Raw genomic sequence first — 24,780 nt, 5'->3', positions numbered from 1 at the left:
CAATGATAAATCTGTTAATGAAGTTTGCGCAATTGTTAATAAACAATTTCGCATTAATTGATTAGCACGCTGATTTTTCCGCCGGGCTACGGCGGCCAAAAGCCTGGCGGCGGGCGGGTGAGAAGGGGCTGGGAAGGGCCGGACAGGGCGTCAGATGCCGTATCCGGCGTTCATTACGCCGGCATGGATTTGCGAATGGCGCTGAGTAAAGTTTGTGCGCCGGAGGAGAATGTGGCATCGACGCGCGTCAAAATGCCGATCGGTTCGCCCGCACCCTGGGTGGGTACCGGCAGAGCGGTCAGCAGCCCGCGGCGCAGGTCGTCTTTGACCGCGCCGGAAGGGACGAACCAGATGTAGTCATAATCCACGGTCAGCTGACGCGAGAGCGACGCGGAGAGGGTTTCGATACAGCCGGCGGGAATTTTACACCCCTGGCTTTGCAGCAGCGTTTCCGCATTCTGCCGCGGAATGGTGCCTTTAGGGGAGACGACGACCGGCCACTCCATCACCCGACTGAGGGTCACGGTTTCCTGCAATAGCGGATGACCGGGACGTACCACCAGCTTCAGAGATTCGAGGAACAGCAGCTCGTAGTTGAGGCCACTCATCAGCTCCGGGTCAGACATGCGGCCGATCCCAATATCGATTTCTCCCGATTTTAAGCCCGCCAGCAGCATGGTGTTGTTCATGGTCGCGACCTGCAGGGTGATATCTTTCTGCTGCTTGTGAAACTGGCCGATGACGGTGGGTAAAATGCCTAAGGCGGCGGTCGGGAGTGCGCCGATACGCACCACATCGTTATTCAGCCCCTCTTTACGGTTAAGCGCCTGGCCTGCCGTATTCAGCGCGTCGAGGACCTTAACCGCATGGGTGAGAAACTGTTCGCCGACCAGCGTCAGCTGAGCGCCCAGCCGCCCGCGTTCAAACAGTCGCGTACCGGTCAACTGCTCCAGCTCATTGAGCGTTTTTGATAAGGCAGGTTGGCTTAGATTAAGTGTTTCAGCCGCACGCCCCAGCGTTCCCTGTTGAGCGACGGCCACGAAAGTGTGTAGATGGCGCAAACGAATGCGCTGACTAAAAAGACCATTTTTTTCCATAGTTGATGTTAAAAACAGAGCGCAGTGGGTGACAAGCGAAGTTATTGAAATTTGATAACCTGATAGCAAAATATTATTAACATTTCACTCTCTTGTATTACAAATTTTTTATTTTGATGAAAAAACAGACGCCCCGAACCCGGTCGGGGCAAAATCAGACGGAAAGTTACTCAGATATCAAAGAAGACGGTTTCGTTCTCACCCTGCAGGTGAATATCAAAACGGTAGACAATTTCACTGCCGCGCACTTCGCGTTGGGCAATCAACGTCTGGCGACGCACCTCCCACTCAATCAGATTCAGCACCGGATCGGCCTGGTTCGCTTCCTGCTCGTCGGAAAAGTACATCCGCGTGTTGAGACCAATATTGATGCCTCGCGCCACCACCCATAAATTGACGTGCGGCGCCATCATCCGGCCATCGCGACCGACGACGGCTCCCGGCTTGATGGTCTCAAAGCGCCAGATGCCGGAGGTAAAGTCCGAACAGCTGCGACCCCAGCCGCGAAAGCCCGGATCGAGCTTTTTATGTAGCTGACGATCGTCGGGGTGGTGATAGCGCCCGGCGGCATTGGCCTGCCAGAGTTCCAGCAGCACGTCACGCACCGGCGTTCCGGAACCATCGATCACCCGACCTTCGATCGTAATACGTTCACCTTCGGTGTCCGGCGTAGTGAGCTGCGGGCCGAAGTTCTTTTCAAAGATATGAAAGCCGGCGGCGTCGGGTGCGAGGCCGATATGCACATAGGGGCCGGCGGTCTGCGAGGCGGTTTCGGCTAAATAGTCTTTCATCGGGCGGCCCCCTGGGTGCGATTTTCAAACAGCGTGGCGCGATGGCCGCGCAGCACAAGATCAAAGCGATAGGCGAGGCAATCCAGCGGTACGGCGGCATGGGTGTCGAGTTCGGCAATCAGCGTGCGAACCGCCTCGTCGTTATTAATGGTTTTGACGATCGGACACTGTTTAATTAGCGGGTCGCCCTCGAAATACATTTGCGTAATCAGGCGCTGCGCCCACGCATCCCCGGAGAGGGAAAAGTGAATATGCGCCGGGCGCCAGTCGCTGACCTGATTGCGCCACGGATAGGGGCCTGGCTTGATGGTGCGGAAGCAGTAATAGCCGTTTTCATCCGTCAGTATCCGGCCGCAGCCGCCGAAATTGGGGTCGATGGGCGCCAGATACTGATCCTTTTTATGTCGATAGCGGCCGCCGGCGTTGGCCTGCCACACCTCGACCAGCGTGTTTTTCATCGGGCGGCCGAAGCCGTCGCGCACGTAGCCGTGGACAATAATACGCTCGCCAATAGGCAGACCTTCTTTGGCGTAATTAAGGATCAGGTCATTATCCAGCGGGCCGAGATCGTCGTGGCCGAATACCGGGCCGGTAATTTCGGACAGGGAATTCTGTAATGAGATCAGCGCATTGCGCGGTGAGCGCAGGACGCTGGTTTTGTAGCCCGGGGCATAGGCGGGCGGGTGACTGCTGTAGTCGCGATGCACAACCTCGCGCGGTGACCATTTATCATTCATAGGGTAGTGGCTCCGTTTTTATCGGTAGAGGGCTTTTTATTGTCATATCGCCAGAAACAGTGTGTGTAAATGCTTTGTTAATTTAAAGTGAAATTAACGGTCGTTTTGCATAACCCACGGTTATGCTCAGAATGGCATGGAGGACAGAGGCAGGTTATCCGCATCACAATTTGTAAATTCTTCCCGCCGTTGCCACGGGCCTTTTCTACACTCCAGGAAGTATTCACTGGAGGTAAGGCATCATGGCGAACACCATCACGGCTGATGAGATTCGGGAAAACTTTTCGCAGGCAATGTCGGCGATGTACCAGCAGGAAGTTCCACAGTACGGGACGTTACTGGAGCTGGTGGCTGACGTTAATCTGGCGGTGCTGGAGCATCATCCTAAACTGCATGAGCAACTGGCGAATGCCGATGAGCTGTCGCGACTTAATGTCGAGCGCCACGGCGCGATCCGCGTTGGCACGGCGGAGGAACTGGCGACGCTGCGGCGTATGTTTGCCATTATGGGGATGTTCCCCGTCAGCTATTACGACCTGTCGCAGGCCGGCGTGCCGGTGCACTCCACCGCGTTTCGTCCGATTGATGACGCGGCGCTGGCGCGCAATCCGTTTCGTATTTTTACCTCGCTGCTGCGTCTGGAACTGATTGCCAACGTTGAGCTGCGCCAGCGTGCGGCGGCGATCCTCGCCCGGCGCGATATTTTTACTCCCCGCTGTCGCGAGCTCATCGCTGTACACGAAGAACAGGGGCATTTTTCATCGACGCAGGCCCGGGAATTTGTTCGCGAAGCGCTGGAGACGTTTCGTTGGCACAGTCACGCAACGGTGGACGCCGACACCTATCATGCGCTGCATAATGAGCACCGGCTGATTGCCGATGTGGTCTGCTTCCCCGGCTGCCATATCAACCACCTGACGCCGCGCACGCTGGATATCGACCGGGTTCAGGCGCTGATGCCGGAGTGCGGGATTGTGCCGAAGGCTTTGATTGAAGGGCCGCCGCGCCGCGAGGTGCCGATTCTGCTGCGCCAGACCAGTTTTAAGGCCCTCGAAGAACCGGTGGTCTTTGCCGGGGAGCACCAGGGGACCCACAGCGCGCGTTTTGGCGAGATAGAGCAGCGCGGGATTGCGCTGACGCCGAAAGGCCGGGCGCTGTACGATCGCTTGTTGAACGAAGCGGGCGTGGGTAAAGACAACCTCAACCATCAGCGTCATCTCCAGGAGGTGTTCAGCCAGTTCCCGGACAGCGAATTCCTGCTGCGCCAGCAGGGGCTGGCATGGTTCCGCTATCGTCTGACCCCCGCCGGGGAAGCCCATCGTCATGCCTTTGGCCCCGGCGACGATCCGCAGCCGTTGATCGAACGCGGCTGGGTGGTGGCGCAACCGATTATTTATGAAGATTTTTTACCGGTGAGCGCGGCAGGGATTTTCCAGTCAAATCTCGGCAATGAAATTCAGGCCCGCAGCCATGGCAATGCCAGCCGTGACGCCTTTGAAACGGCGCTGGGTTGCCCGGTGCTGGACGAGTTTACTCTCTATCAACAGGCGGAGGAGCGCAGTAAACGTCGTTGCGGTCTGCTCTGAAACCGGTACTCTGCTGACATGAATCATTGAGGACAGTCAGTAAAAGGAAGCAGGTCATGCAGAACCCGTCTACCCCACTGGTCAAAACCCGGCAGGGGACGTTATCCGGCATCACTGAACAGGGTATTCATCTCTGGCGCGGCATTCCCTTTGCCGCGCCGCCGGTCGGCGAGCTCCGCTGGCGCGCGCCGCAACCGCCCGCGCGCTGGCAGGGCATCCGCCAGGCCGACACCTTCTCCGCCGCCAGCTGGCAAGATATTGAGTACTGCCGCGAACTGGGCGGCGGCGATCCCGGGCGCTTCTCAGAAGATTGTCTCTACCTTAACATCTGGGCACCCGCCGGACGTACTCAGCCGCTGCCGGTTATGGTCTGGCTGCACGGCGGCGGGTTTACCATTGGCGCCGGCAGCCTGCCGCCTTACGATGGCAAAGCGCTGGCGGCCCGCGACGTGGTGGTGGTGACCGTCAACTATCGGCTGGGGCATCTGGGGTTCTTCGCCCATCCGGCGCTGGAAGGGGAAGACGGCGAACGGGTCTATAATTTCGCCCTCCTTGACCAAATCGCCGCGCTGCAATGGGTGCAGGATAATATTCACGCCTTTGGCGGCGACGCCACCAACGTCACCCTGTTTGGCGAATCGGCCGGGGCGCGCAGCGTGCTCTCGCTGATGGTATCGCCCAAATCCCGCGGACTGTTCCATAAGGCCATCATCCAGAGCGGCTATACGCTGCCGGATCTGCCGCGAGAAAAAGCGCTGGAGAAAGGGCGTTTGCTGGCGGAACACTTCTCGCTGCCGGAGGCCAGCGCCGCACAGCTGCGGGCGATTCCGGCGGAGGCGTTCTGGTCGCTGACCGCGCCGCTGAATACCGGACCGGCGCCGATCGTCGGCGATGCGGTGTTACCGCAGCCGATGCTGGAGGCTTTTTTCGCCAGCCGTCAGCACCCGATGCCGGTCATGGTTGGCTCTAACAGCGACGAGGCCAGCGTGATGGCGGTCTTCGGCGTCGATATCGCCGGGCAGATCCAAAAACTGCGCCGCGAGCGGCGATTTGGCCTCGGACTGATCAAACTGCTCTATCCTGGCGTGAAAGGGGATGAGAATCTGGGACGCGAAGTGTGCCGCGATATGGCCTTCACCACGCTGGGCTATGTGGTGATGCAGGCCCAGCAGCGGGTAGGACAGCCGTGCTGGCGCTACTGGTTTGACTATGTTCCCCGGGCCGCCGATGAAACCTGCCCGCACGGGGCGTGGCACGGCGATGAAGTGCCTTATGTGTTTGACACGCTCACCCTGGCCGAGCCGGTGCGTACCTACGCCAGCGAGGAGGACCGCGCGTTTGCCGCCCAGGTCGCCGATTACTGGGTGAACTTCGCCCGCCTTGCCGGGCATCGCTGTAGCGAACTGCCGGGAGCAGTACGCTGGCCCGCCAGCCTGCGCGGGCGCGATCGCCTGCTGCGCATCGGGCTCCATAAACGGGTCGGGTTTAAGCTGGAAAACCGCTTTATGCGCGCCCGGCTGGCGCTGTTTCGCCGGGTCATGCGCCACCACGTTACGCTGGATTAACCAGCTCCTCCCGAAACCGCGCCAGACCGTCGGCTTTGCTCTGCGAACTGCGGACCACCAGCCGATAGCTGGCGCCGGTTTTTACGCTGAGGGTGAAAGGGCGCACCAGGCGGCCGGCGCGGACATCTTCAGCCACCAGGGTGGCGTCAGCCATGGCGACGCCCAGCCCCTGCATGGCGGCGGTGATCGCCAGATCCATGGTGTCGAAGTGCTGATTTTTGCGCATCAGTAGCGGGGCATCGGGTGAGAATGCCGCCAGCCATAGCGACCAGTCGGTCTTATCCCGGGTCGGGTGCAAAAACGTGACGTCATTGAGCATGTTGTCCCGCGCAAGGGCACCGTTACAGACCGGCGTCAGCGCCTCTTCAAACAGCAGATCGCCGACGCTGTGGTGAGTTCCGAAGACGATGGCGGCGTCATAGGGTTCGGTCCTGAAATTGACGCCATGTTCCGTGGTGGTGGTCAGGGCGATTTGCAGTTCCGGGTGACGTTGCTCAATAGCCACCAGCCGGGGAACCAGCCAGCGAATGGCGCAGGTCGGCGCCTTCAGACGCACCACGGTCTGCTGCTGACGAGCCTGCTCGGCCACCGCGATCAGACGGCCAAATGCCGACTGGAGCTCCGGGTAGAGGGCGCTGCCCTGCGGTGAAAGATGCAGTCCGCGCGCGTGGCGGGCAAAAAGCGGGAAACCAAACCACGCCTCCAGCGCCGCAATCTGGCGGCTAACGGCGCCCTGAGTCAGGCAGAGTTCGCGCGCGGCATGGGTTAAGTTAAGGTGTCTGGCGGTGACCAGAAAGGTTTCCACGGCATGAAAAGGCAGGGCGCTTCGCGACATCTCATCTCCAGCTATGCATTTTGATCATGGACAGTATGCCCACTTTGTTCAGCGAATGGGACACTGCGTTCCACTTTTGCCGGCTAATCCTCAGGCCACGAGTAAACTATGATCTGCCTGTAGAGTAAACATCTGCCGGTGCGGGAAGGCTGGCGGGGATAACCTGATGTTTAAATGAGGAGTCAAGCATGGCAAAACCCTACGTACGTCTGGATAAGAGCGAGGCGGCGGTGCTGCTGGTGGATCATCAGGCAGGACTGTTATCTCTGGTTCGCGACATCGACCCGGATAAATTCAAGAACAACGTGCTGGCGCTGGGGGATATGGCGAAATATTTCGGCCTGCCGACCATCCTGACCACCAGCTTTGAGAACGGCCCCAACGGCCCGCTGGTGCCGGAACTAAAAGCGCAGTTCCCGGACGCGCCCTATATTGCGCGTCCGGGAAATATCAATGCCTGGGATAACGAAGATTTCGTCAATGCGGTGAAGGCCACGGGGAAAAAGCAGCTGATTATCGCCGGGGTGGTGACCGAGGTCTGCGTGGCGTTTCCGGCGCTGTCGGCGATTGAAGAGGGATATGAGGTCTTCGTGATCACCGATGCATCCGGCACCTTTAACCCGATTACCCGCGATGCTGCCTGGGATCGCATGTCACAGGCTGGCGTGCAGCTGATGTCGTGGTTTGGCGCCGCGTGTGAGCTACATCGCGACTGGCGCAATGATGTTGAGGGACTGGCAACGCTGTTTTCCAACCATATTCCCGATTACCGCAATCTGATGACCAGCTTTAACACCTTAACCCGCAAGTAGTTTTCCGCTCCGGCCAGCCTGGGCTGGCCGTCTCTTTTCTCAAGGCATGATCAGAATGCATGGCTACTATGATAACAATTCGGTTGTCGCCGGGTAGCGCATTGGATTGAATGGTTATGCAAATAAAATGAGAAAGGATTAACTATGAGTCTCAGTTCCCCGGTGACGACGCGCTCCAAACTGCCGGATGTCGGCACGACAATTTTTACCGTGATCGGTCAACTTTCCGCTCAGCATAATGCCATCAACCTTTCTCAGGGCGCGCCGAATTTTGCCTGCGATGCCCGGCTGGTTGCCGGGGTCACGCGGGCGATGGCGGAGGGGCATAACCAGTATGCGCCGATGACCGGCCTGCCCGCGCTGAAGGAGCGAATTGCCGGGAAGGTTGCGGCCCTGTACGGTACGCGTTATGACGTAGACCACGAAGTCCTGATTACCGCCAGCGCCAGCCAGGGGATCTACTCGGCTATCGGTGGGCTGGTGCATCCGGGCGATGAGGTTATCTACTTCGAACCCTCTTTTGACAGCTATGCGCCGATTGTCCGCTTGCAGGGGGCGACGCCGGTGGCCATTAAGCTGACGGTGCCTGATTTTAACGTTAACTGGGATGAAGTTCGCGCCGCCATCACCCCGCGGACGCGGATGATTATTGTTAATACGCCGCATAACCCCAGCGGCCAGGTATTTTCCCGTGCAGATTTAGACCAGCTGGCGGCGTTGACGCGCAATACCGATATCGTGATTTTGTCGGACGAGGTGTATGAGCACGTGGTTTTTGACGGTGAACACCACCATGGGATGGCGACCCATCCCCAGCTGGCTGAGCGCAGCGTCATCATCTCATCGTTCGGCAAGACCTACCACGTGACCGGCTGGCGCGTGGGCTACTGCGTTGCGCCGGCGGCGCTGATGGACGAGATCTGCAAGGTTCACCAGTTCCTGATGTTCTCTGCCGACACGCCGATGCAATATGCCTTTGCTGAGCATATGACCGATCCCCAGTCCTGGCTTTCGCTGGCACCATTCTACCAGCAGAAGCGGGATTTACTCCGCCAGCTGCTGGCTGACTCACCGTTCCGCCTGTTGCCGAGCGCCGGCTCTTTCTTCATGCTGGCGGACTACAGCCATTTCAGCGACGAAAGCGACAGCGAAATGGTGAAGCGGCTGATAACCGACTACGGCGTAGCGACGATCCCGCTGTCGGCGTTTTATACGGATGGTACTGATAACAAACTGATTCGCCTCTCTTTTGCTAAAGATGAAGCCACATTGCGGGCCGGTGCGCAGGCACTGTGTCACGTTAAGCCGCGTTAAGGAGCCCCACGATGAAGATGAAAATAACAGCCCTTACCCTTGCTTTAGGGATGATGTGCACCTTCTCTGCGTTTGCCGCCGGCGAACTGCGCTACGGCGTAGAAGCGGAATACCCGCCGTTTGAAAGTCGCAATACGGCAGGGGAGCTGGAGGGTTTTGATATCGACCTCGGCAACGCCATCTGCAAGGCGGCCCAGCTGAAATGCAGCTGGGTGGAAACCTCGTTTGATGCGCTGATCCCGGGGCTGGTGGCGAAGAAGTTCGACGCCATTAACTCGGCGATGAATATCACCGAACAGCGGCGCAAAAGCATTGATTTCACCCAGCCGATTTATCGCATTCCCTCGCAGCTGGTCGGTAAAGCCGATAGCGGCATGGAGACCACCCCGGAAGGCCTGAAAGGCAAAACCATCGGCGTGCTGCAAGGTTCGATTCAGGAAACCTTTGCCAAAGAGCACTGGGAGAAGCATGGCGTGACGGTGGTCTCCTATAAAGATCAAAATATGGCGTGGGCAGATCTGCTGAATGGCCGTATCGATGCTTCGCTGGTGATGTCTGCCGCCGGGCAGGCCGGTTTCCTCAGCAAGCCGCAGGGCAAAGGCTTTGGCTTTATCGGCAAACCGGTGGCTGACGATACTATTCTCGGCAGCGGGATCGGCTACGGCCTGCGCAAAGGCGACGAGGCGAGCAAAAAACAGCTCGATGCGGCAATCGACAAGGTTCGCGCTGACGGTACCATCACCCGTCTGGCGGCCAAATACTTCCCGGGTATCGACGTCAGCGTCAAATAACCCGTCTGCCTCCGCAGGGCAAACCTGCGGAGGGATTCAGTCTGCTCCGATGGCGAGAATTTTTTCACGCTTTTTCTGTCGCCAACAATTGGATTATCAATCGTTTTTGTCTAGAGTGGGCGAAATTCACGACGCATCTGTTTGTCGCGTTGTCGACCAATTGGCATAACAGAAGGACGCTTTCTCAGGCATGAATCGCAGACGTTTTCTCAAATCTTCCATGGCTGTTGCCGCCGTATGCGGAACATCAGGAGTCGCTTCACTTTTTTCTAACGCCGCGCTTGCCGAGGAATCGGGCATTGCTGATGGGATGACGCGCCGTTTTGACTTTACCGTTTTGCAATCGATGGCCCACGATCTGTCGCGTCAGCCGTGGGGCGGCGCCCCGCGCGACCTGCCGCCCACGCTGGCTAATCTGACTCCGCAGGCCTACAACAGCATTCAGTACGATGCGGGACATTCGCTGTGGAATAACATCGACGACCGCAAGCTGGACATCCAGTTTTTCCACGTCGGCATGGGTTTTCGCCGCCGCGTGCGCATGTTCTCGCTGGATTCGCAAACTCAGCAGGCGCGGGAGATTCACTTCCGTCCGGAACTGTTTAACTACAATAACGCCGGCGTAGACACCAAACAGCTGGTAGGGCAAACCGACCTCGGTTTTGCCGGTTTCCGCGCGTTTAAAGCGCCGGAGCTGGCGCGTCGCGATATCGTGGCGTTCCTCGGCGCGAGCTACTTCCGCGCGGTGGACAGCACCTACCAGTACGGGCTCTCCGCCCGCGGTCTGGCGGTGGATACCTTTACCGACACCCCGGAAGAGTTCCCGGACTTTACCTCGTTCTGGTTTGAAACCGTCAAGCCGGGCGCCACCGTCTTTACCGTTTACGCGCTGCTCGACAGCCCGAGCGTCACCGGCGCCTATAAATTTGTGATCAACTGCCAGGAGACGCAGGTGATTATGGATGTGGAAAACCACATCTACGCCCGCAAAGATATCAAACAGCTGGGTATCGCGCCGATGACCAGTATGTTCAGCTGCGGCAACAACGAGCGCCGGATGTGCGACACCATCCACCCGCAAATTCACGACTCCGACCGCCTCGCCATGTGGCTCGGTAACGGCGAGTGGGTCTGTCGCCCGCTGAACAACCCGCAAAAACTGCAGTTCAACGCCTTCCAGGACAAGAACCCGCGCGGCTTTGGTCTGCTGCAGCTTGACCGCGATTTCAGCCATTACCAGGACATCATGGGCTGGTACAACAAGCGTCCGAGTCTGTGGGTCGAGCCGCGTAACCAGTGGGGCAAAGGGGCCGTCAGCCTGATGGAGATCCCCACCACCGGTGAGACGCTGGATAACATCGTCTGCTTCTGGCAGCCGGAAAAAGCGATCAAGGCCGGTGATGAGCTGGACTTTAGCTATCGCCTGTACTGGAGCGCACAGCCGCCGGTGCGTTCTCCGCTGGCTCGCGTGATGGCCACCCGCACCGGAATGGGCGGTTTCCCGGAAGGCTGGGCGCCGGGCGAACACTATCCGGACAAATGGGCGCGCCGCTTTGCCATTGATTTCGTCGGTGGCGACCTGAAGGCCGCTGCGCCAAAAGGCATCGAACCGGTGATTACCCTGTCTAACGGTGAAGCGAAGCAGATCGAGATTCTGTACGTTGAGCCGTTCGATGGCTATCGCATCCAGTTTGACTGGTACCCGACCAACGATTCCACCGACCCGGTGGAAATGCGCATGTTCCTGCGCTGCCAGGGCGAGGCCATCAGTGAGACCTGGCTGTATCAGTATTTCCCGCCGGCTCCGGATAAACGCAACTACGTTGATGACCGGGTCATGAAGTAACCGTCGCGGTTGCCCGTCTGCGTGCCGTGGACGGGTTTTCCTGCAGTGAGAGATAGTCATGTCCGCAGAAAAGATCCCCGTTCCTGAAATAATCCCGGTGTCCGGGCAACTGACGCTGCGCGCGGTGGATGAGCGCTACGTTACCGACTTACATCAGTTGGTGGAGAAGAATAAACACTGGCTACAGCATTCGCTCAGCTGGCCCGCCGCGGTTGACAGTGAAGATGAAACCCGTCGCCACGTACAGGGGAACGTCATGCTGCACCAGCGCGGTTACGCTAAAATGTTTTTACTGTTTTTGCGCGATGAGATGGTGGGTGTGCTGTCGTTCAACCAGATTGAACCGCTGAATAAAACGGGTTATATCGGCTACTGGATTGATGAACATCACCAGGGACAAGGGCTGCTTTCCCAGGCGCTGCAGGCGTTTATGCACTACTACGCTCGCCGCGGCGAAGTCCGGCGCTTCGTGATTAAATGTCGGGTGGCTAACCACAAGAGTAACCAGGTGGCGCTGCGCAATGGCTTTACCCTCGAAGGCTGTCTGAAACAGGCCGAGTACCTGAACGGCGCTTATGACGATCAGAATATCTACGGGCGGATTATCGATAGCCCCGCGTCCTGATAATAAGGTATCCCGGCGTGCGGCGTCATGCCTGGGCCGGAATACCGCGCTACAGCGATCCCAGCAGCGGCGTGCGGGTAATCTGCTGCGCGCCGTTGATCACTTTGCGGCCGCGCAGATGAATCGCATCGCCGTTCAGCGCCTCAATCCGCGCGTTGTCGGTAATTTCAACCCGATGTTCGATCACCACATCGCCACTGATGTGGGCGTGGCCTTGCACCAGCACGTCGTCATCCAGCAGGATCGGGCCGCCGCATAGCCGGGCGTGGCCGCCCACCATCACCCGATGTTTAAGCACGCAGTTGCCCTCAACCACGGCATTTTCTGCCACCTGCGAACTGTAGCGTAGCGTCGGTATCGCATCCTCAGCGCGTCCGGCAATCAGCCGCGCATGGTCGTAGACTCTGGCGTTATCGCAGACCCAGACATCGTTTTCTTCGTTGCCTTCCAGCCGGGCATAGTCAAATATCTCCGCCCGATGCTCAACAAAGGCGTGCTCCACGAAGGCATCACCGTAAATCTGCGCCTGATGAACGATGCGTGAGGCGCTGACCGTCGCCCGCTGGTAGATTTGCAAAAATTTGTCGCGGTCGGCGGTCAATCCCTGGGCGGCGATAATCAGGCAGTGGGGGAGAATGCGCGCCCGGTCGGCGAGGCGGCAGAAGCCGCGAACGCGGGAATCCTGAAGCGTGACATTGTCACAAATGAGGGCGTGATGGCTGATGGTACCGCTGTCGATCCATGCATCATCGCGGATGATCGCGAAGTGGCTGACGATGCAGGTCCCCGTCAGCCGCGCATTGCCTTCGATCCGCGCACCGGCAAACACCGCGCTGTTGGGGTCGTAAATCCAGCAGGTGCCCGCCTGACTCAGCGCCGACTCATCGTCCAGCCAGCCGCCTTCGCTGCCGGCCGGCACATCGGCGAAATCACGCAGGGCCACAATTTGCCGCAGATTTACGCTATGTTTAATCCCGTCCTCTTCATAGTGAAACAGGCGAACCTTGTCGCTCAGACGATATTTGTTCATCAGGACTTCTCTTATCAAGGCTTTATTTTACTTTTGGTTAACATAAACATAGCAAAAATCTCCGTAGCGTGTTTTATAAGGTTCTTTTAAAATGCAACTTAAAGATAAATTGAAAAAATAAATAAAATGGATAAAAACCCGCTTGAACGGCAGGTTCTGAATTTACCTGCGGGCTATTTTGGTATGGTGCTGGGCACGATCGGCATGGGGTTCGCGTGGCGCTATGCCAGCACCCTCTGGCCGGTGAGTCGGGCTATCGGCGATGGTCTGGTGGCGCTGGCGGCGATGATTTGGGCGCTGCTGACGATAGCGTTTATCTCCCGGGCCATTCGCTTTCCGTGGAGCGTGCTGCAGGAGATGCGCCATCCGGTTGCCAGCAGTTTTGTCAGCCTGTTTCCCGCCACCACGATGCTGGTGGCTATCGGCTTCGTGCCGTGGTTTCGTCCGCTCTCGCTGCTGCTGTTCGGCATTGGCGTGGTACTCCAGCTGAGCTATTCCGCCTGGCAGAGCGCCGGATTGTGGCGCGGAAAACATCCGAGCGACGCCACCACGCCGGGACTCTATTTACCAACCGTGGCGAACAATTTCATCAGCGCGATGGCCTGCGGGGCGCTCGGCTTTAACGACGCCGGGCTGGTGTTTCTCGGCGCCGGGATCTTCTCATGGCTGAGCCTGGAGCCGGTGATTCTGCAACGATTACGCAGCCACGGCGAACTGCCCGCGGCTATGCGGACCTCGCTGGGTATCCAGCTGGCGCCAGCGCTGGTAGCGTGCAGCGCCTGGCTCAGCGTCAACGGCGCAGAGGCGGATACCTTTGCCAAACTGCTGTTTGGCTACGGCCTTTTACAACTGCTGTTTATGTTACGTCTGATGCCGTGGTACCTGCGGCAGCCGTTCAATGCGTCCTTCTGGAGCTTTTCGTTTGGGATTTCCGCATTGGCCAGCACCGGATTGCATCTCGGACACAGCCAGCCGAACGGCTTCTTCCATTACTTATCGATCCCGTTGTTTATCTTTACCAATCTGATTATTGGACTGTTGTTGCTGCGCACGTTTCTGCTGTTGCTGCGGGGGAAATTGCTGATTCGCGTCGACCGGGCCACATTATTAAACAATAAGGACTTATCATGACTATCCGTGACGAAAACTACTTTACTGATAAATACGGGCTGACCCGTACCCACTCGGAAGTGGTCTATGCCGCGACCCAGGTGCCGCCGGGAAAAGCGCTGGATCTGGGGTGTGGCAACGGACGCAATAGCCTCTATCTGGCGGCAAACGGCTTTGATGTGACGGCGTGGGACAAAAACCCGATGAGCATCAATAACCTGGAGAGTATTCGTGCGCAGGAAGAACTGACCAATCTCCAGGCGGCGGTCAAGGATCTGAATAGCTTAAGCTTCGACGGTGAATATGACTTTATTCTCTCCACCGTAGTACTGATGTTCCTTGAAGCGAAAACTATTCCGGGGCTTATCGCCAACATGCAGCGTTGCACCAGACCGGGCGGCTACAACCTGATCGTTGCGGCAATGGACACCGACGATTATCCCTGCACCGTTGGCTTCCCGTTTGCCTTTAAACCTGAGGAACTGCGACGCTACTACGCCGGCTGGTCGTTCCTCAGGTACAACGAAGAGGTGGGCGAGCTGCACCGCACCGATGCCAACGGCAACCGCATTAAACTGCGTTTTGCCACCATGCTGGCGCAAAAACCGGCTTAACGGGCCGCCAGCAGGCAGAGCTGGAACGCGGTGTGGTACGACGCTTCAAAGGCGCGCAGCGGCAAAAACTCAAATTTCGAGTGGAAGTTGTGCGCGCCGGTGAAGAAGTTGGGCGTTAACAGGCCTTTTGCCGAGAGCGCCGCACCATCGGTACCGCCGCGCATCGGCGTAGGCTTCGGCGTCACGCCAATGCTCTCCATGGCTTCGAACATCAGGTCAATAGCCCGGCGATCGTCGCCAATGGCATTGCTGATGTTGCTGTAGGTGTCGCCGATCGAAAATTCGACGCTGGCCGTCGGGTATTGTGCGGCAATTTTTTCAGCGACGTCGCCAATCTGCTGTTTACGGCGTAAAAAGCTCTCGCTGTCGAAATCGCGAATGCTGGCCTGCAGCAGGGTGCTGTTTTGATCGCCCTGAATGCCATTAAACCAGACATAACCTTCGCGTCCGGCGGTGTGTTCCGGGGTCTGCAGCCGATCGAAATGGCTGATGTAATCGGCGGCCATCAACAGCGGGTTGACCAGCACGCCTTTGGCGGACATCGGATGGGCGGTCACGCCGGTGAAGCGAATCTCCGCCGCTGCGGCATTAAAGTTCTCATACACGATCTCGCCCAGCTCGCAGCAGTCGATAGTCCAGGCAAAATCGACGGCAAAACGGCTGAGGTCCAGCGCTTTTGCCCCCCGCAGGCCCACCTCTTCATCGGGGACAAAGGCCACCACGATATCGCCGTGGCGATGTTCCGGCGTCAGGTTTTCCAGCACCGTCATCACCACCGTGACCGCCGATTTGTTGTCGGCGCCGAGCACGCTGGTGCCATCGCTGAAAATAATCTCTTCGTCCGGGTAGGCGAGAATCTCCGGGTGCTCGGCAACCCGCAGCCAGATCTGCTTTTCACTATTCAGGCACAGATCATCGCCGGTAAAACGCAAAATTTGTGGATGAATGTCCGGGGACAGGCCGACGTCCACGGTGTCGATATGGGTGATAAAGCCAATCCGCGGCGCGCCCGGGACATTCCCTCTTTTTACCGCGGTGACGGTGGCATGGTCATCAATCACGATATCGTCCAGCCCAAGGCGGCTTAACTCGTCGGCAAGTTCGCGGGCCATCTCATGTTGTCCCGGCGTGGTTGGCAGCGTGGTGGCGCGCGGATCGCTTTGGCTGCTGATGGCAAGGTAGCGGAAGAAACGCTGGGTCAATTGACTGGCGAGTGGAGATGACATAGTGATTCCTTCTTTATTTATTTTTTCAGGTGTTTGCAATCTGGCTTTAGTGTTATGTATGGGCAGGAAAACAACAAGCTATTCATTAGCTGACAAATTAAAAAAGGAAAACGTTATGCAACGCAAACTCACCACGCTTGCTCTGACAATAACGGCACTCACGTTCGGTTCCGCCGTGAGCGCAAAAACGCTGGTTTACTGCTCCGAAGGATCGCCGGAGAATTTCAATCCTCAGCTCTACACCTCAGGCACCAGCGTGGACGCCAGCGCGGTACCTGTTTATAACCGGCTGGTTGATTTTAAGGTGGGCACCACCGAATTGCAGCCGAGTCTCGCGGAAAGCTGGGAGGTGAGCGATGACGGAAAAGTGTATACCTTCCATTTACGCAAAGGGGTGAAGTTTCAAAGTAATAAATATTTCACCCCCACCCGCGACTTTAATGCCGATGATGTGATTTTCTCCTTCATGCGGCAAAAAGATCCGCGGCATCCTTATCACAACGTCTCCGGCGGCAGCTACTCTAACTTTGAAAGCCTGGAGTTTGGCCAGTTAATTACCGCTATTGATAAGCCTGATGAGTATACGGTGCGCTTTACTTTGGCCCGCGCCGAAGCGCCGTTTGTGGCAGATCTGGCGTGGTATTTTGCCTCTGTTTTATCGGCGGAATATGCGGATGCGATGCTGAAGGCCGGTACCCCGCAGCGCGTCGATTCCGATCCGCTTGGCACCGGTCCCTTTAAGCTGGCGCAGTATCAGAAAGATTCGCGTATTCTTTATACCGCCTTCCCGGACTACTGGCAGGGGAAAGCAAAAATCGACCGTCTGGTTTTTAGCATTACCCCGGATGCTTCGGTGCGCTATGCCAAACTGGAAAAGAATGAATGCCAGGTGATGCCATTCCCTAATCCGGCCGATTTACCGAGGATGAAGGAAAATAAAAACATTCAATTACTGAATAAGGCCGGATTGAACACCGGGTTCCTTGCTTTTAATACGCAAAAACCCCCGCTGGACAATGTCAAAGTACGTCAGGCCCTGGCGATGGCGATTAATAAACCGGCGATTATTGAAGCGGTGTTCCACGGTACCGGTACGCAGGCGAAAAACCTGCTGCCGCCGGGCGTCTGGAGCGCGGACGCGGAGCTGAAAGATTATGACTTTGACCCGCAAAAAGCCAAAGCGCTGCTGCAGGAGGCGGGCATTAGCGGTCCGCTAACGATCGATCTGTGGGCGATGCCGGTGCAGCGTCCTTATAACCCTAACGCCAAACGGATGGCCGAGATGATTCAGGCCGACTGGGCCAAAATCGGCGTGCAGACTAAAATCACCACCTATGAATGGGGTGAATATCTGAAGCGGGTAAAAGATGGCGAACATCAGGCGGCGCTGATGGGCTGGACCACGGCGACCGGCGATCCCGACAACTTCTTCGGGCCGCTATTTACCTGTCAGTCGGCCAACGGCGGTTCGAACTCGGCGAAATGGTGCTATCAGCCGTTTGATAAAATTATTGCCGAGGCAAAATCGATTACCGATCGTCCAAAACGCGAAGCGCTGTATAAACAGGCGCAGCAGATGATGCATGACCAAATGCCGGCGGTGATGATTGCCCACTCGACTATTTTTGAACCGGTGCGTAAAGACGTTTCTGACTATGAAATTGATCCTTTTGGCAAGCATATTTTCTATCAGGTCGATATAAAATAAACAGCAAATGTAAATCCGCCCGTCGTGGCGGATTTATTTTCTCAAAGGTTTGACGTTCCCTTTTTTTGTCACAAAACTTATCCTGGTATTTTGCTATAAATCGCGCCGACAACTGCATTTACAGGGATTCACTCATGCGTACTCATTTCATTTTTAAAGTGGCAGCACTTGCTGGTCTGTTGGCTCTTACGGGCTGCGCCTCAAAAATTGCCGCACCGGAAAAATATTCTGGTTTCTTAAAAGACTATTCAAACTTAAAAGAAACGACGTCAGCGTCTGGTAAAGCAGAACTGCGCTGGATCTCTGCGGATTACAATCCGCAAAACTACGACAGTATTGTCTATAACCCGATCACCTATTATCCGGTGCCTAAACCGTCTACTCAGGTCGGGGAAAAGGCGCTGCGCGATATTCTTAATTACACCAACCAGCAGATGAAACAGGCGATTGCCGAGCGTAAACCGCTGGTGGCGAAACCCGGACCGCGCAGCCTGATTTTCCGCGGCGCCATCACTGGCGTGGATTCCAGCAAAGAAGGCCTGCAGTTCTATGAAGTGGTTCCGGTCGCCATGGTGGTGGCAGGTACAGAGATGGCAACCGGGCATCGTACAATGGATACCAACCTCTACTTCGAAGGTGAACTGATTGACCCGGCGACCAACAAACCGGTGGTCAAAGTCGTGCGCAAAGGCGAGGGGAAATCACTGGCTAACGAAAGTACGCCGATGACCATTGATACTCTGAAGCAGGTGATTGATGACATGGCGATCGATGCCGTGAAATTTGACCCGACGCAGAAATAAGCCCGCAACAACGAAAGGCGCCCTTCAGGAGGGCGTCTCAGATTGCCGACACATTAAATTGCCCGACGGCGCGGCGCTTGTACGGGCCTACAGCGGCCTACAGCGGTTGTGCAAACCTTAGAAGTGACGGGTTTTGTCGGCCGGGTCAGGCGCAGCCGCCACCGCCACCCGGCATAATGTGGGCACGATGTTCAAAACGGGCCTGTCATCAATCTCAGGCGCCCTTCGGGAGGGCACCTTTTTTATGCCGACAGGCAGAGATTAAGCCAGTCTGCGGCGCAGGAACCACTGCTCGGGACGGGCAAACATCACCAGGTTCCCCACCAGAATCAGCGCCAGCCCGATAACCGCGTTACTGTGCCAGACGTAGCCTTCGTAAAAGGTCGAAATCGTCAGGGCCACCAGCGGGAACAGCAGGGTACTGTAGGCGGCTTTGCCGGCGCCAATCCGGCCAACCAGCGTAAAGTAAGCGCCGAACGCAATCACCGATCCGAACAGCGCCAGGTACAGCAGCGCCCCCATATAGCTCAGCGTCCACTGGGGGGTGAAATCATCGCCGCGCACCAGAGCGATAGCCCCCATCACCAGAGTGCCGTAGAGCATCGCCCAGCTGTTGGTGGTCAGGGTTTCCAGCCCACGGCGCTGGTGGCGCATACTGAGCATGTTGCCGAGAGAAAAACCGTAGGTTCCCAGCGCGCTGAGACCAATTCCCCACAGCAAGGATGCGTTGAGCCCGTTACTGAGCAGATCGTCCCAGAACAGCGTGATAATCCCCACAAGGCCGAGCGCGGCGGCTAGCCAGAAACGCGCGGGCGGCTGCTGGCGGAAGAAAATAAACCCGTTGATGGCGTTAAACAGGACCGCCATGGAAAAAATAACCGATTCAAGACCGGTGTTGATGTGCGCGGCGGCGGTATAAAAGCACCAGAAGTTGAAACAGAAGACGCAGCAGCCCTGTAGTACACAGAACAGATGATCGCGCAGCGCCAGCGGGCGCAGACGACGGGTTGCCAGCAGAATCGCCAGCATCGTGACGCTGGCTACCGCAAACCGCCAGAAAATGGAGACCGGCGCGGAGACCGGCCCCTGTTGTAAAAAGATGGCAATCCATGTCGTTCCCCAGATAACGACCACCAGCCCGTACAGTATTGCGTTCAAAATATTTCTCCCATAAACACTCCAGGGAGGCAGTGTGGCGGTTTTTGCGCGCCGCCGCTGTCATCCTTGCGGGTTGGACTTGCAAATTCTTGCGCTTATTTTTATCGAATGGCTGGAGAGATCTGGTATCCGCTGCCGACTCTTCATAGACTAGAGGTTTACGAAATCAGATGTGTGAAGGCCATGGCTTACGGGACGTTCGAAACATTACGCCGACAAAAAGCCGTCCTGCGGGAGACGGTGGAGCTTAACTCCGGTATTCAACTGGCGGCGTGGTATAACAATCGCGATACGGTTACGGTGCGCAGCGACCATCATACGCTGAGCCTGTACGTTGCCGATGGTTACGAAAGTTATCAGAAAACGCCGCAGGGCTGGAAAAACGGCGGCGGCCCGGATCGTTTTTGCCTGATGCCAAAAGGAGCCGAGAGCACCTGGGATATTCGCGGCGACCTCTCGTTCGTGCATCTGTACTGTACCGATGACCATTTGCGTCGGGTTGGCGAGCAGATCTGGGACCGCAGCCCGGCGTCGTTCAGTCTGCAGGAACAGACCTTTTCCCGGGATGATAAAATTACCGCCGTCTATCGCCAGTTTCTTCTCGATTACGACTGGCAGCAGCAGGCCAACCAGCTGACCTTAAGCTCCGCCAGCACGCTGCTGCTGACCCATCTTATTCAGCACTATTCGAACGTTCAGTGGCGGTTGCCCACGGTCTCCGGCGGCCTGGCGCCGCACGTCCTGCGTAATCTGCTGGCGTGGGTTGAGGAGAATCTGGATCAGCCGCTGACGCTGGCCGATCTGGCGCAGGAAGCGGCGCTCAGCGAATATCACTTCGCGCGGATGTTCCGGCAGTCAATGAACATGGCGCCGCACCAGTATGTGATGCAGCGGCGGATGGTTAAGGCGCAGGAGCTCATCTGCCGCAGCGCCCGGCCGTTGATCGATATCGCGATGGCCTGCGGTTTCAGCTCCGCCAGCCATTTCAGTAACCGGGTGAAAAGCGCCACCGGTCTGACGCCGTCGCAGTTACGTGCGGCGCAGCGCTGACAGCAGGGCGAAACTCGCGCCGCCGAGCGCCAGCCCCCAGAAGGCCGAGCCGATCCCCGCCAAAGTCACGCCGCTGGCGGTGACCAGAAACGTCACCCCCGCCGCATCGCGTTCATTCTCCTGATTCAGCGCCTGAAACAGACACCCGCCAAGCGTCCCGAGCAGCGCCAGCCCGGCCAGCATCTGAATCCACGCCGTCGGCAGGGCAGACATCAACGAGGTAATCGAACCGCCGAACAGGCCGGCCAGCAGATAAAAACCGCCCGCGGCGGCGGCGGCCAGCCAGCGTCGCTGCGGATCGGGATGGGCCTCCGGACTTTGGCAGATGGCGGCGGTAATGGCGGCAATACAGATGGAGTAGACGCCAAAAGGCGACAGGATCAGCGCCAGGCCGGCGGTGGCGACAATCAGCGGCGACACGGGTACCCGATAACCGGAAGCCTGCATCGTGGCGAAGCCGGGGGCGTTTTGCGAAGCCATGGTGACCAGGAAGAACGGCACCCCGACGCTGAGGAGCAGCGAAGGGGTAAACTGCGGCGCGGTATATTCCGGGGCGACAAAAGCGAGGCTGATGTGGCTCCCGGTGACGTCGCCGGAGAACACGGCGATAACGCCGCCGACCAGCAGCGCCGCGACCACCGCAAAGCGCGGGTACAGCGCTTTACACAGCAGCCAGGCTGCCAGCATGCCGCCACACAGCAGAAGATGGTCTTCAAGGGTGGCGAAGGCCTGCAGACCGAAGCGCAGTAAAATCCCTGCCAGCATGGCGGCGGCGAGCGAGTGGGGGATAATTTTCATCAGCCGGGCAAAAAGGCCGGTCAGCCCGCATAGCACCATCAGGCCATTCGCAAAGATAAACACGCCGACCGCCTGGTTCAACGTCACCCCCTGTAATCCGCTGACCAGTAGCGCCGCGCCGGGGGTTGACCAGGCGGTGAGGATCGGCACTTTGCGCCATAGCGTGAGGGCCAGCGTACTGACCCCCATCCCGAGGCCGAGGGCCGTCATCCAGCCAGCGATCTGACTCGCGCTGGCCCCTGCGCTGGCGGCGGCCTGCCAGATAATGGCGGCCGAGCTGGCGTAGCCCACCAGGACGGCGATAAACCCGGCGAGTAGCGTCGGCAGCGGGAGTGAGAACGAGCGCATAGTGACCTCTTGTGCGTTATAACATCCGGCAAAATGTAGCATTGTACGCTATAACGCACAATGATCTTTTCCCTCTTTTCATGCCGTCGTCATCGCCGTCGCGGACGCGCCAGGCGCGTTTCCCGACGAAACTTCCTGTAGAATCATACCAATGCGCGTATAATTTCTGCTGAGCATATCAGGAGGTGGAATGAATATTGCGCAACATCTGGCGACGACCCTGAAAACGCTGCGTCAACAGCGGGGCTGGAGTCTGTCGCGACTGGCGGAAGAGACCGGGGTGTCAAAAGCGATGCTCGGGCAGGTTGAGCGAAATGAATCCAGCCCGACGGTAGCGACCTTGTGGAAAATCGCCACCGGTCTGAACGTGCCGTTCTCGGCGTTTATCGTGGCCGATGAATCGACGGCGCCGACCGCCTTTGACCCGCAGCAGCAGGCGATGGTGGTGACACCCCTTTTCCCGTGGGACCCGGAGCTGCGTTTTGACCACTTCTCGATTACGCTCGCCCCCGGGGCGCTCAGCGAATCCACGCCGCACGAGAAAGGGGTAATTGAACATGTGGTGGTGATCGGCGGCGTGCTGGATTTGTGTCTGCAGGGGGAGTGGCAGACGCTAACGAGCGGAGAAGGGCGGCGGTTTGCCGGCGATCTGGCGCATGCTTATCGTAACAGCGGCGCGCAAACGGCCCATTTTCACTCGCTGATTCATTATCCCAAAGAAAAAGCCGCGGGTATTTAACCTGCGGCCAATCAAATGATTAATGTAACCACTCACAACGTGACGAGGAAAATCCGGAATACGTGATGACTGTAACCGTAGACGTTTTGCGAAGGAAATACCTTTTCCTTCAATGCTTTGCTGGAAACTGAAAATTCACCTTTTCCGCGTGATGGAAAATGATTTCGTCTCTGCCCACTTCTGACTACAATAGCCGCCATTTCGACCCCCTATAACGGATAACGACGAGCGTATGCGCCTGCACAACCATCATCTTGAACTTCTTAGCCCCGCCCGCGATGTCGGGATCGCCCGTGAAGCGATTTTACACGGCGCAGACGCGGTTTATATCGGCGGGCCGGGTTTCGGCGCACGCCACAACGCCAGCAACAGCCTCAGCGATATCGCCGGGCTGGTGCCTTTCGCCCATCGCTACGGCGCGAAAATCTTTGTGACGCTGAATACGATCCTGCACGATGATGAGCTGGAACCGGCGCAGCGACTGATTACCGACCTGTATGAAACCGGCGTTGATGCGCTGATCGTGCAGGATATGGGGGTGATGGAGCTGGATATTCCGCCTATTGAACTCCACGCCAGCACCCAGTGTGACATCCGCAGCGTCGAGAAGGCAAAATTCCTCTCCGACGTCGGTTTCAGCCAAATCGTGCTGGCGCGCGAGCTGAACCTGCAGCAGATTAAAGCGATTTACGACAACACCGACGCGACAATCGAGTTCTTTATTCACGGCGCTCTGTGCGTGGCCTATTCCGGGCAGTGCAATATCTCCCATGCTCAGACCGGGCGCAGCGCCAACCGCGGCGACTGCTCCCAGGCGTGCCGTTTACCGTATACCCTGAAAGATGATCAGGGTCGCGTGGTAGCCTATGAGAAACACCTCCTGTCGATGAAAGACAACGATCAGACCGCCAACCTGGCCCAGTTGATCGATGCCGGCGTGCGCTCCTTCAAAATTGAAGGGCGTTACAAAGATATGAGCTACGTGAAGAACATTACCGCGCACTATCGTCAGATGCTCGACGCGATTATTGAAGATCGCGGCGATCTGATGCGTTCGTCCGCCGGACGCACCGAACACTTTTTCGTTCCCTCCACCGACAAAACCTTCCATCGCGGCAGCACCGACTACTTTGTTAATGCGCGCAAAGGTGACATCGGCGCATTTGATTCGCCGAAATTTATCGGCCTGCCGGTGGGTGAAGTGCTGAAAGTGGCGAAAGACCACCTCGATGTTGAAGTGAGCGAAGCGCTGACCAACGGCGATGGCCTCAACGTGATGATTAAGCGCGAAATCGTCGGTTTCCGCGCCAACACGGTGGAAAAAACCGGCGAAAATCGCTATCGCGTCTGGCCGAACGAGATGCCGGCAGATCTGCATAAAGTCCGGCCGCGCCAGGTGCTGAACCGTAACCTCGACCATAACTGGCAGCAGGCTTTGCAAAAAACCTCCAGCGAGCGGCGAATTGCGGTGGATATCGACCTCAGCGGCTGGCAGGAGCAGCTGGTGCTGACGATGACCTGCGAAGATGGCGTCAGCGTCACCCACACCCTGGACGGCGAGTTTGCCGAAGCGACCCAGGCGGAGAAAGCGCTGGCGAACCTGCGGGACGGCGTGGCGAAGCTGGGACAGACGATCTATTTTGCCCGCGATGTGCAGATCAATCTCCCCGGCGCGCTGTTTGTGCCGAATAGCCTGCTGAACCAGCTGCGTCGGGAAACGGTAGAACGACTGGACGATGCGCGGGTGAAAGCCGCGCCGCGCGGCCAGCGCAAAGCGGTTTCCGTCCCGCCGCCGGTTTACCCGGACACCCATCTGTCGTTCCTTGCCAACGTCTATAACCATAAGGCGCGTGCGTTTTACCAGCGCTATGGCGTGAAGCTGATCGATGCGGCCTATGAAGCGCATCAAGAGAAGGGCGACGTGCCGGTGATGATCACGAAACACTGTCTGCGTTTTGCCTTCAATTTATGCCCGAAGCAGGCCAAGGGATCGATTAAGAGCTGGAAAGCGACGCCGATGCAGCTCATTCACGGGGATGAAGTGCTGACGCTGAAATTCGACTGCCGTCCGTGCGAAATGCACGTTATCGGCAAAATGAAAAATCATATTTTGAAAATGCCGCTTCCGGGGAGCGTGGTTGCTTCGGTCAGCCCGGATGAGCTGTTGAAAACCCTGCCGAAGCGTAAAGGCGTCTGA

General features: G+C 57.5%; 22 protein-coding genes. 14 read left to right on the top strand and 8 right to left on the bottom strand.

Going from position 1 to position 24,780, the window contains the following annotated elements; translation table 11 throughout:
• Nucleotides 1-173: 173 nt before the first annotated feature.
• The 3 genes from DSD31_RS13910 to pcaH all read right to left on the bottom strand — a co-directional run bounded on the left by DSD31_RS13910 (nt 174) and on the right by pcaH (nt 2,625).
• Entirely contained in the window at nt 174-1,097 is a 924-nt protein-coding gene (locus DSD31_RS13910) for a LysR substrate-binding domain-containing protein (protein ID WP_004861430.1), read from the bottom strand.
• Nucleotides 1,098-1,267: 170 nt separating this feature from the next.
• Nucleotides 1,268-1,888, bottom strand: a complete 621-nt coding sequence (gene pcaG, locus DSD31_RS13905; protein WP_015584437.1) for a protocatechuate 3,4-dioxygenase subunit alpha — start codon at nt 1,886-1,888, stop codon at nt 1,268-1,270.
• A complete protein-coding gene (gene pcaH, locus DSD31_RS13900) occupies nt 1,885-2,625 on the bottom strand; it encodes a protocatechuate 3,4-dioxygenase subunit beta (protein ID WP_004861436.1) in 741 nt (246 codons plus the stop codon). Before pcaH ends, pcaG begins: the two co-directional genes overlap by 4 nt.
• A 242-nt stretch (nt 2,626-2,867) precedes the next feature.
• Between pcaH and hglS the strand changes: the two genes are divergently transcribed.
• Nucleotides 2,868-4,211, top strand: coding sequence for a 2-oxoadipate dioxygenase/decarboxylase HglS (gene hglS / locus DSD31_RS13895; RefSeq protein WP_004861438.1), 1,344 nt, complete (start codon nt 2,868-2,870; stop codon nt 4,209-4,211).
• Between the two features lie 56 nt (nt 4,212-4,267).
• Nucleotides 4,268-5,776: a carboxylesterase/lipase family protein gene (locus DSD31_RS13890; RefSeq protein ID WP_113991113.1), complete on the top strand. Its 1,509-nt coding sequence runs from the start codon at nt 4,268-4,270 to the stop codon at nt 5,774-5,776.
• Here the strand turns inward: DSD31_RS13890 and DSD31_RS13885 are convergent.
• Nucleotides 5,763-6,611: a LysR family transcriptional regulator gene (locus DSD31_RS13885; RefSeq protein ID WP_004861445.1), complete on the bottom strand. Its 849-nt coding sequence runs from the start codon at nt 6,609-6,611 to the stop codon at nt 5,763-5,765. The two genes, DSD31_RS13890 and DSD31_RS13885, sit on opposite strands and share 14 nt — an antisense overlap.
• 188 nt (nt 6,612-6,799) lie before the next feature.
• Here DSD31_RS13885 and ycaC point away from each other — a divergent pair, with 188 nt between their 5' ends.
• From ycaC to rimL, 5 genes are all read left to right on the top strand, one after another.
• Entirely contained in the window at nt 6,800-7,423 is a 624-nt protein-coding gene (ycaC, locus tag DSD31_RS13880; RefSeq protein WP_004861448.1) for an isochorismate family cysteine hydrolase YcaC, read from the top strand.
• A 144-nt stretch (nt 7,424-7,567) separates the two neighbouring features.
• Nucleotides 7,568-8,737 (top strand): pyridoxal phosphate-dependent aminotransferase, encoded by a 1,170-nt coding sequence (locus DSD31_RS13875; RefSeq protein WP_064357104.1) that lies wholly within the window; start codon nt 7,568-7,570, stop codon nt 8,735-8,737.
• A 17-nt stretch (nt 8,738-8,754) separates the two neighbouring features.
• Entirely contained in the window at nt 8,755-9,528 is a 774-nt protein-coding gene (locus DSD31_RS13870) for a transporter substrate-binding domain-containing protein (protein ID WP_015584434.1), read from the top strand.
• Nucleotides 9,529-9,718: 190 nt separating this feature from the next.
• Nucleotides 9,719-11,374 carry a glucan biosynthesis protein D gene (locus tag DSD31_RS13865; protein WP_004861457.1) on the top strand — a complete coding sequence of 552 codons (1,656 nt, stop codon included), beginning with the start codon at nt 9,719-9,721 and terminating at the stop codon, nt 11,372-11,374.
• A gap of 58 nt (nt 11,375-11,432) precedes the next feature.
• The gene (rimL, locus tag DSD31_RS13860) at nt 11,433-11,999 is read left to right on the top strand and encodes a 50S ribosomal protein L7/L12-serine acetyltransferase (RefSeq protein ID WP_004861460.1); all 567 of its coding nucleotides are present in this window, start codon (nt 11,433-11,435) and stop codon (nt 11,997-11,999) included.
• 49 nt (nt 12,000-12,048) lie between these two features.
• Here the strand turns inward: rimL and ydcK are convergent, their stop codons facing one another.
• The gene (gene ydcK, locus DSD31_RS13855) at nt 12,049-13,029 is read right to left on the bottom strand and encodes a YdcK family protein (RefSeq protein ID WP_004861463.1); all 981 of its coding nucleotides are present in this window, start codon (nt 13,027-13,029) and stop codon (nt 12,049-12,051) included.
• Between the two features lie 126 nt (nt 13,030-13,155).
• On the opposite strand from ydcK, the gene tehA reads away from it, so the two are divergent.
• Together tehA and tehB are read left to right on the top strand one after the other, a co-directional pair.
• A complete protein-coding gene (gene tehA, locus DSD31_RS13850; protein WP_104896217.1) occupies nt 13,156-14,160 on the top strand; it encodes a dicarboxylate transporter/tellurite-resistance protein TehA in 1,005 nt (334 codons plus the stop codon).
• On the top strand, nt 14,157-14,753 hold the full coding sequence (gene tehB / locus DSD31_RS13845) for a tellurite resistance methyltransferase TehB (RefSeq protein WP_004861472.1): 597 nt from the start codon (nt 14,157-14,159) through the stop codon (nt 14,751-14,753). The genes tehA and tehB overlap by 4 nt, the downstream gene beginning before the upstream one ends.
• Here tehB and pepT read toward each other — a convergent pair.
• Nucleotides 14,750-15,979 carry a peptidase T gene (gene pepT / locus DSD31_RS13840; protein ID WP_004861474.1) on the bottom strand — a complete coding sequence of 410 codons (1,230 nt, stop codon included), beginning with the start codon at nt 15,977-15,979 and terminating at the stop codon, nt 14,750-14,752. The genes tehB and pepT overlap by 4 nt on opposite strands.
• Nucleotides 15,980-16,094: 115 nt before the next feature.
• On the opposite strand from pepT, the gene DSD31_RS13835 reads away from it, so the two are divergent.
• Both DSD31_RS13835 and DSD31_RS13830 read left to right on the top strand, forming a co-directional pair.
• Entirely contained in the window at nt 16,095-17,687 is a 1,593-nt protein-coding gene (locus DSD31_RS13835; RefSeq protein ID WP_162786321.1) for an ABC transporter substrate-binding protein, read from the top strand.
• Between the two features lie 134 nt (nt 17,688-17,821).
• Nucleotides 17,822-18,490: a DUF3313 domain-containing protein gene (locus tag DSD31_RS13830; RefSeq protein ID WP_064357102.1), complete on the top strand. Its 669-nt coding sequence runs from the start codon at nt 17,822-17,824 to the stop codon at nt 18,488-18,490.
• A 261-nt stretch (nt 18,491-18,751) separates the two neighbouring features.
• Here DSD31_RS13830 and DSD31_RS13825 read toward each other — a convergent pair whose 3' ends face one another.
• The gene (locus tag DSD31_RS13825) at nt 18,752-19,648 is read right to left on the bottom strand and encodes a DMT family transporter (protein ID WP_004861483.1); all 897 of its coding nucleotides are present in this window, start codon (nt 19,646-19,648) and stop codon (nt 18,752-18,754) included.
• A gap of 183 nt (nt 19,649-19,831) precedes the next feature.
• Between DSD31_RS13825 and DSD31_RS13820 the strand changes: the two genes are divergently transcribed.
• Complete coding sequence (locus tag DSD31_RS13820) at nt 19,832-20,698, top strand: helix-turn-helix domain-containing protein (protein ID WP_113991112.1); 867 nt, start codon at nt 19,832-19,834, stop codon at nt 20,696-20,698.
• Here DSD31_RS13820 and DSD31_RS13815 read toward each other — a convergent pair.
• The gene (locus DSD31_RS13815; protein WP_113991111.1) at nt 20,678-21,844 is read right to left on the bottom strand and encodes a benzoate/H(+) symporter BenE family transporter; all 1,167 of its coding nucleotides are present in this window, start codon (nt 21,842-21,844) and stop codon (nt 20,678-20,680) included. The two genes, DSD31_RS13820 and DSD31_RS13815, sit on opposite strands and share 21 nt — an antisense overlap.
• Before the next feature lie 190 nt (nt 21,845-22,034).
• Between DSD31_RS13815 and DSD31_RS13810 the strand changes: the two genes are divergently transcribed.
• Both DSD31_RS13810 and DSD31_RS13805 read left to right on the top strand, forming a co-directional pair.
• Nucleotides 22,035-22,583, top strand: a complete 549-nt coding sequence (locus DSD31_RS13810; protein ID WP_004861492.1) for a helix-turn-helix domain-containing protein — start codon at nt 22,035-22,037, stop codon at nt 22,581-22,583.
• 232 nt (nt 22,584-22,815) lie between these two features.
• The gene (locus tag DSD31_RS13805; RefSeq protein WP_015584428.1) at nt 22,816-24,780 is read left to right on the top strand and encodes a peptidase U32 family protein; all 1,965 of its coding nucleotides are present in this window, start codon (nt 22,816-22,818) and stop codon (nt 24,778-24,780) included.

Origin of the sequence: Klebsiella sp. X13, from assembly GCF_003323835.1 — a bacterium.
Lineage (GTDB): Bacteria > Pseudomonadota > Gammaproteobacteria > Enterobacterales > Enterobacteriaceae > Klebsiella > Klebsiella ornithinolytica.
Note: the sequence above shows the minus strand (reverse complement) of the source record. Positions and strands in the feature narration are given on the sequence as shown.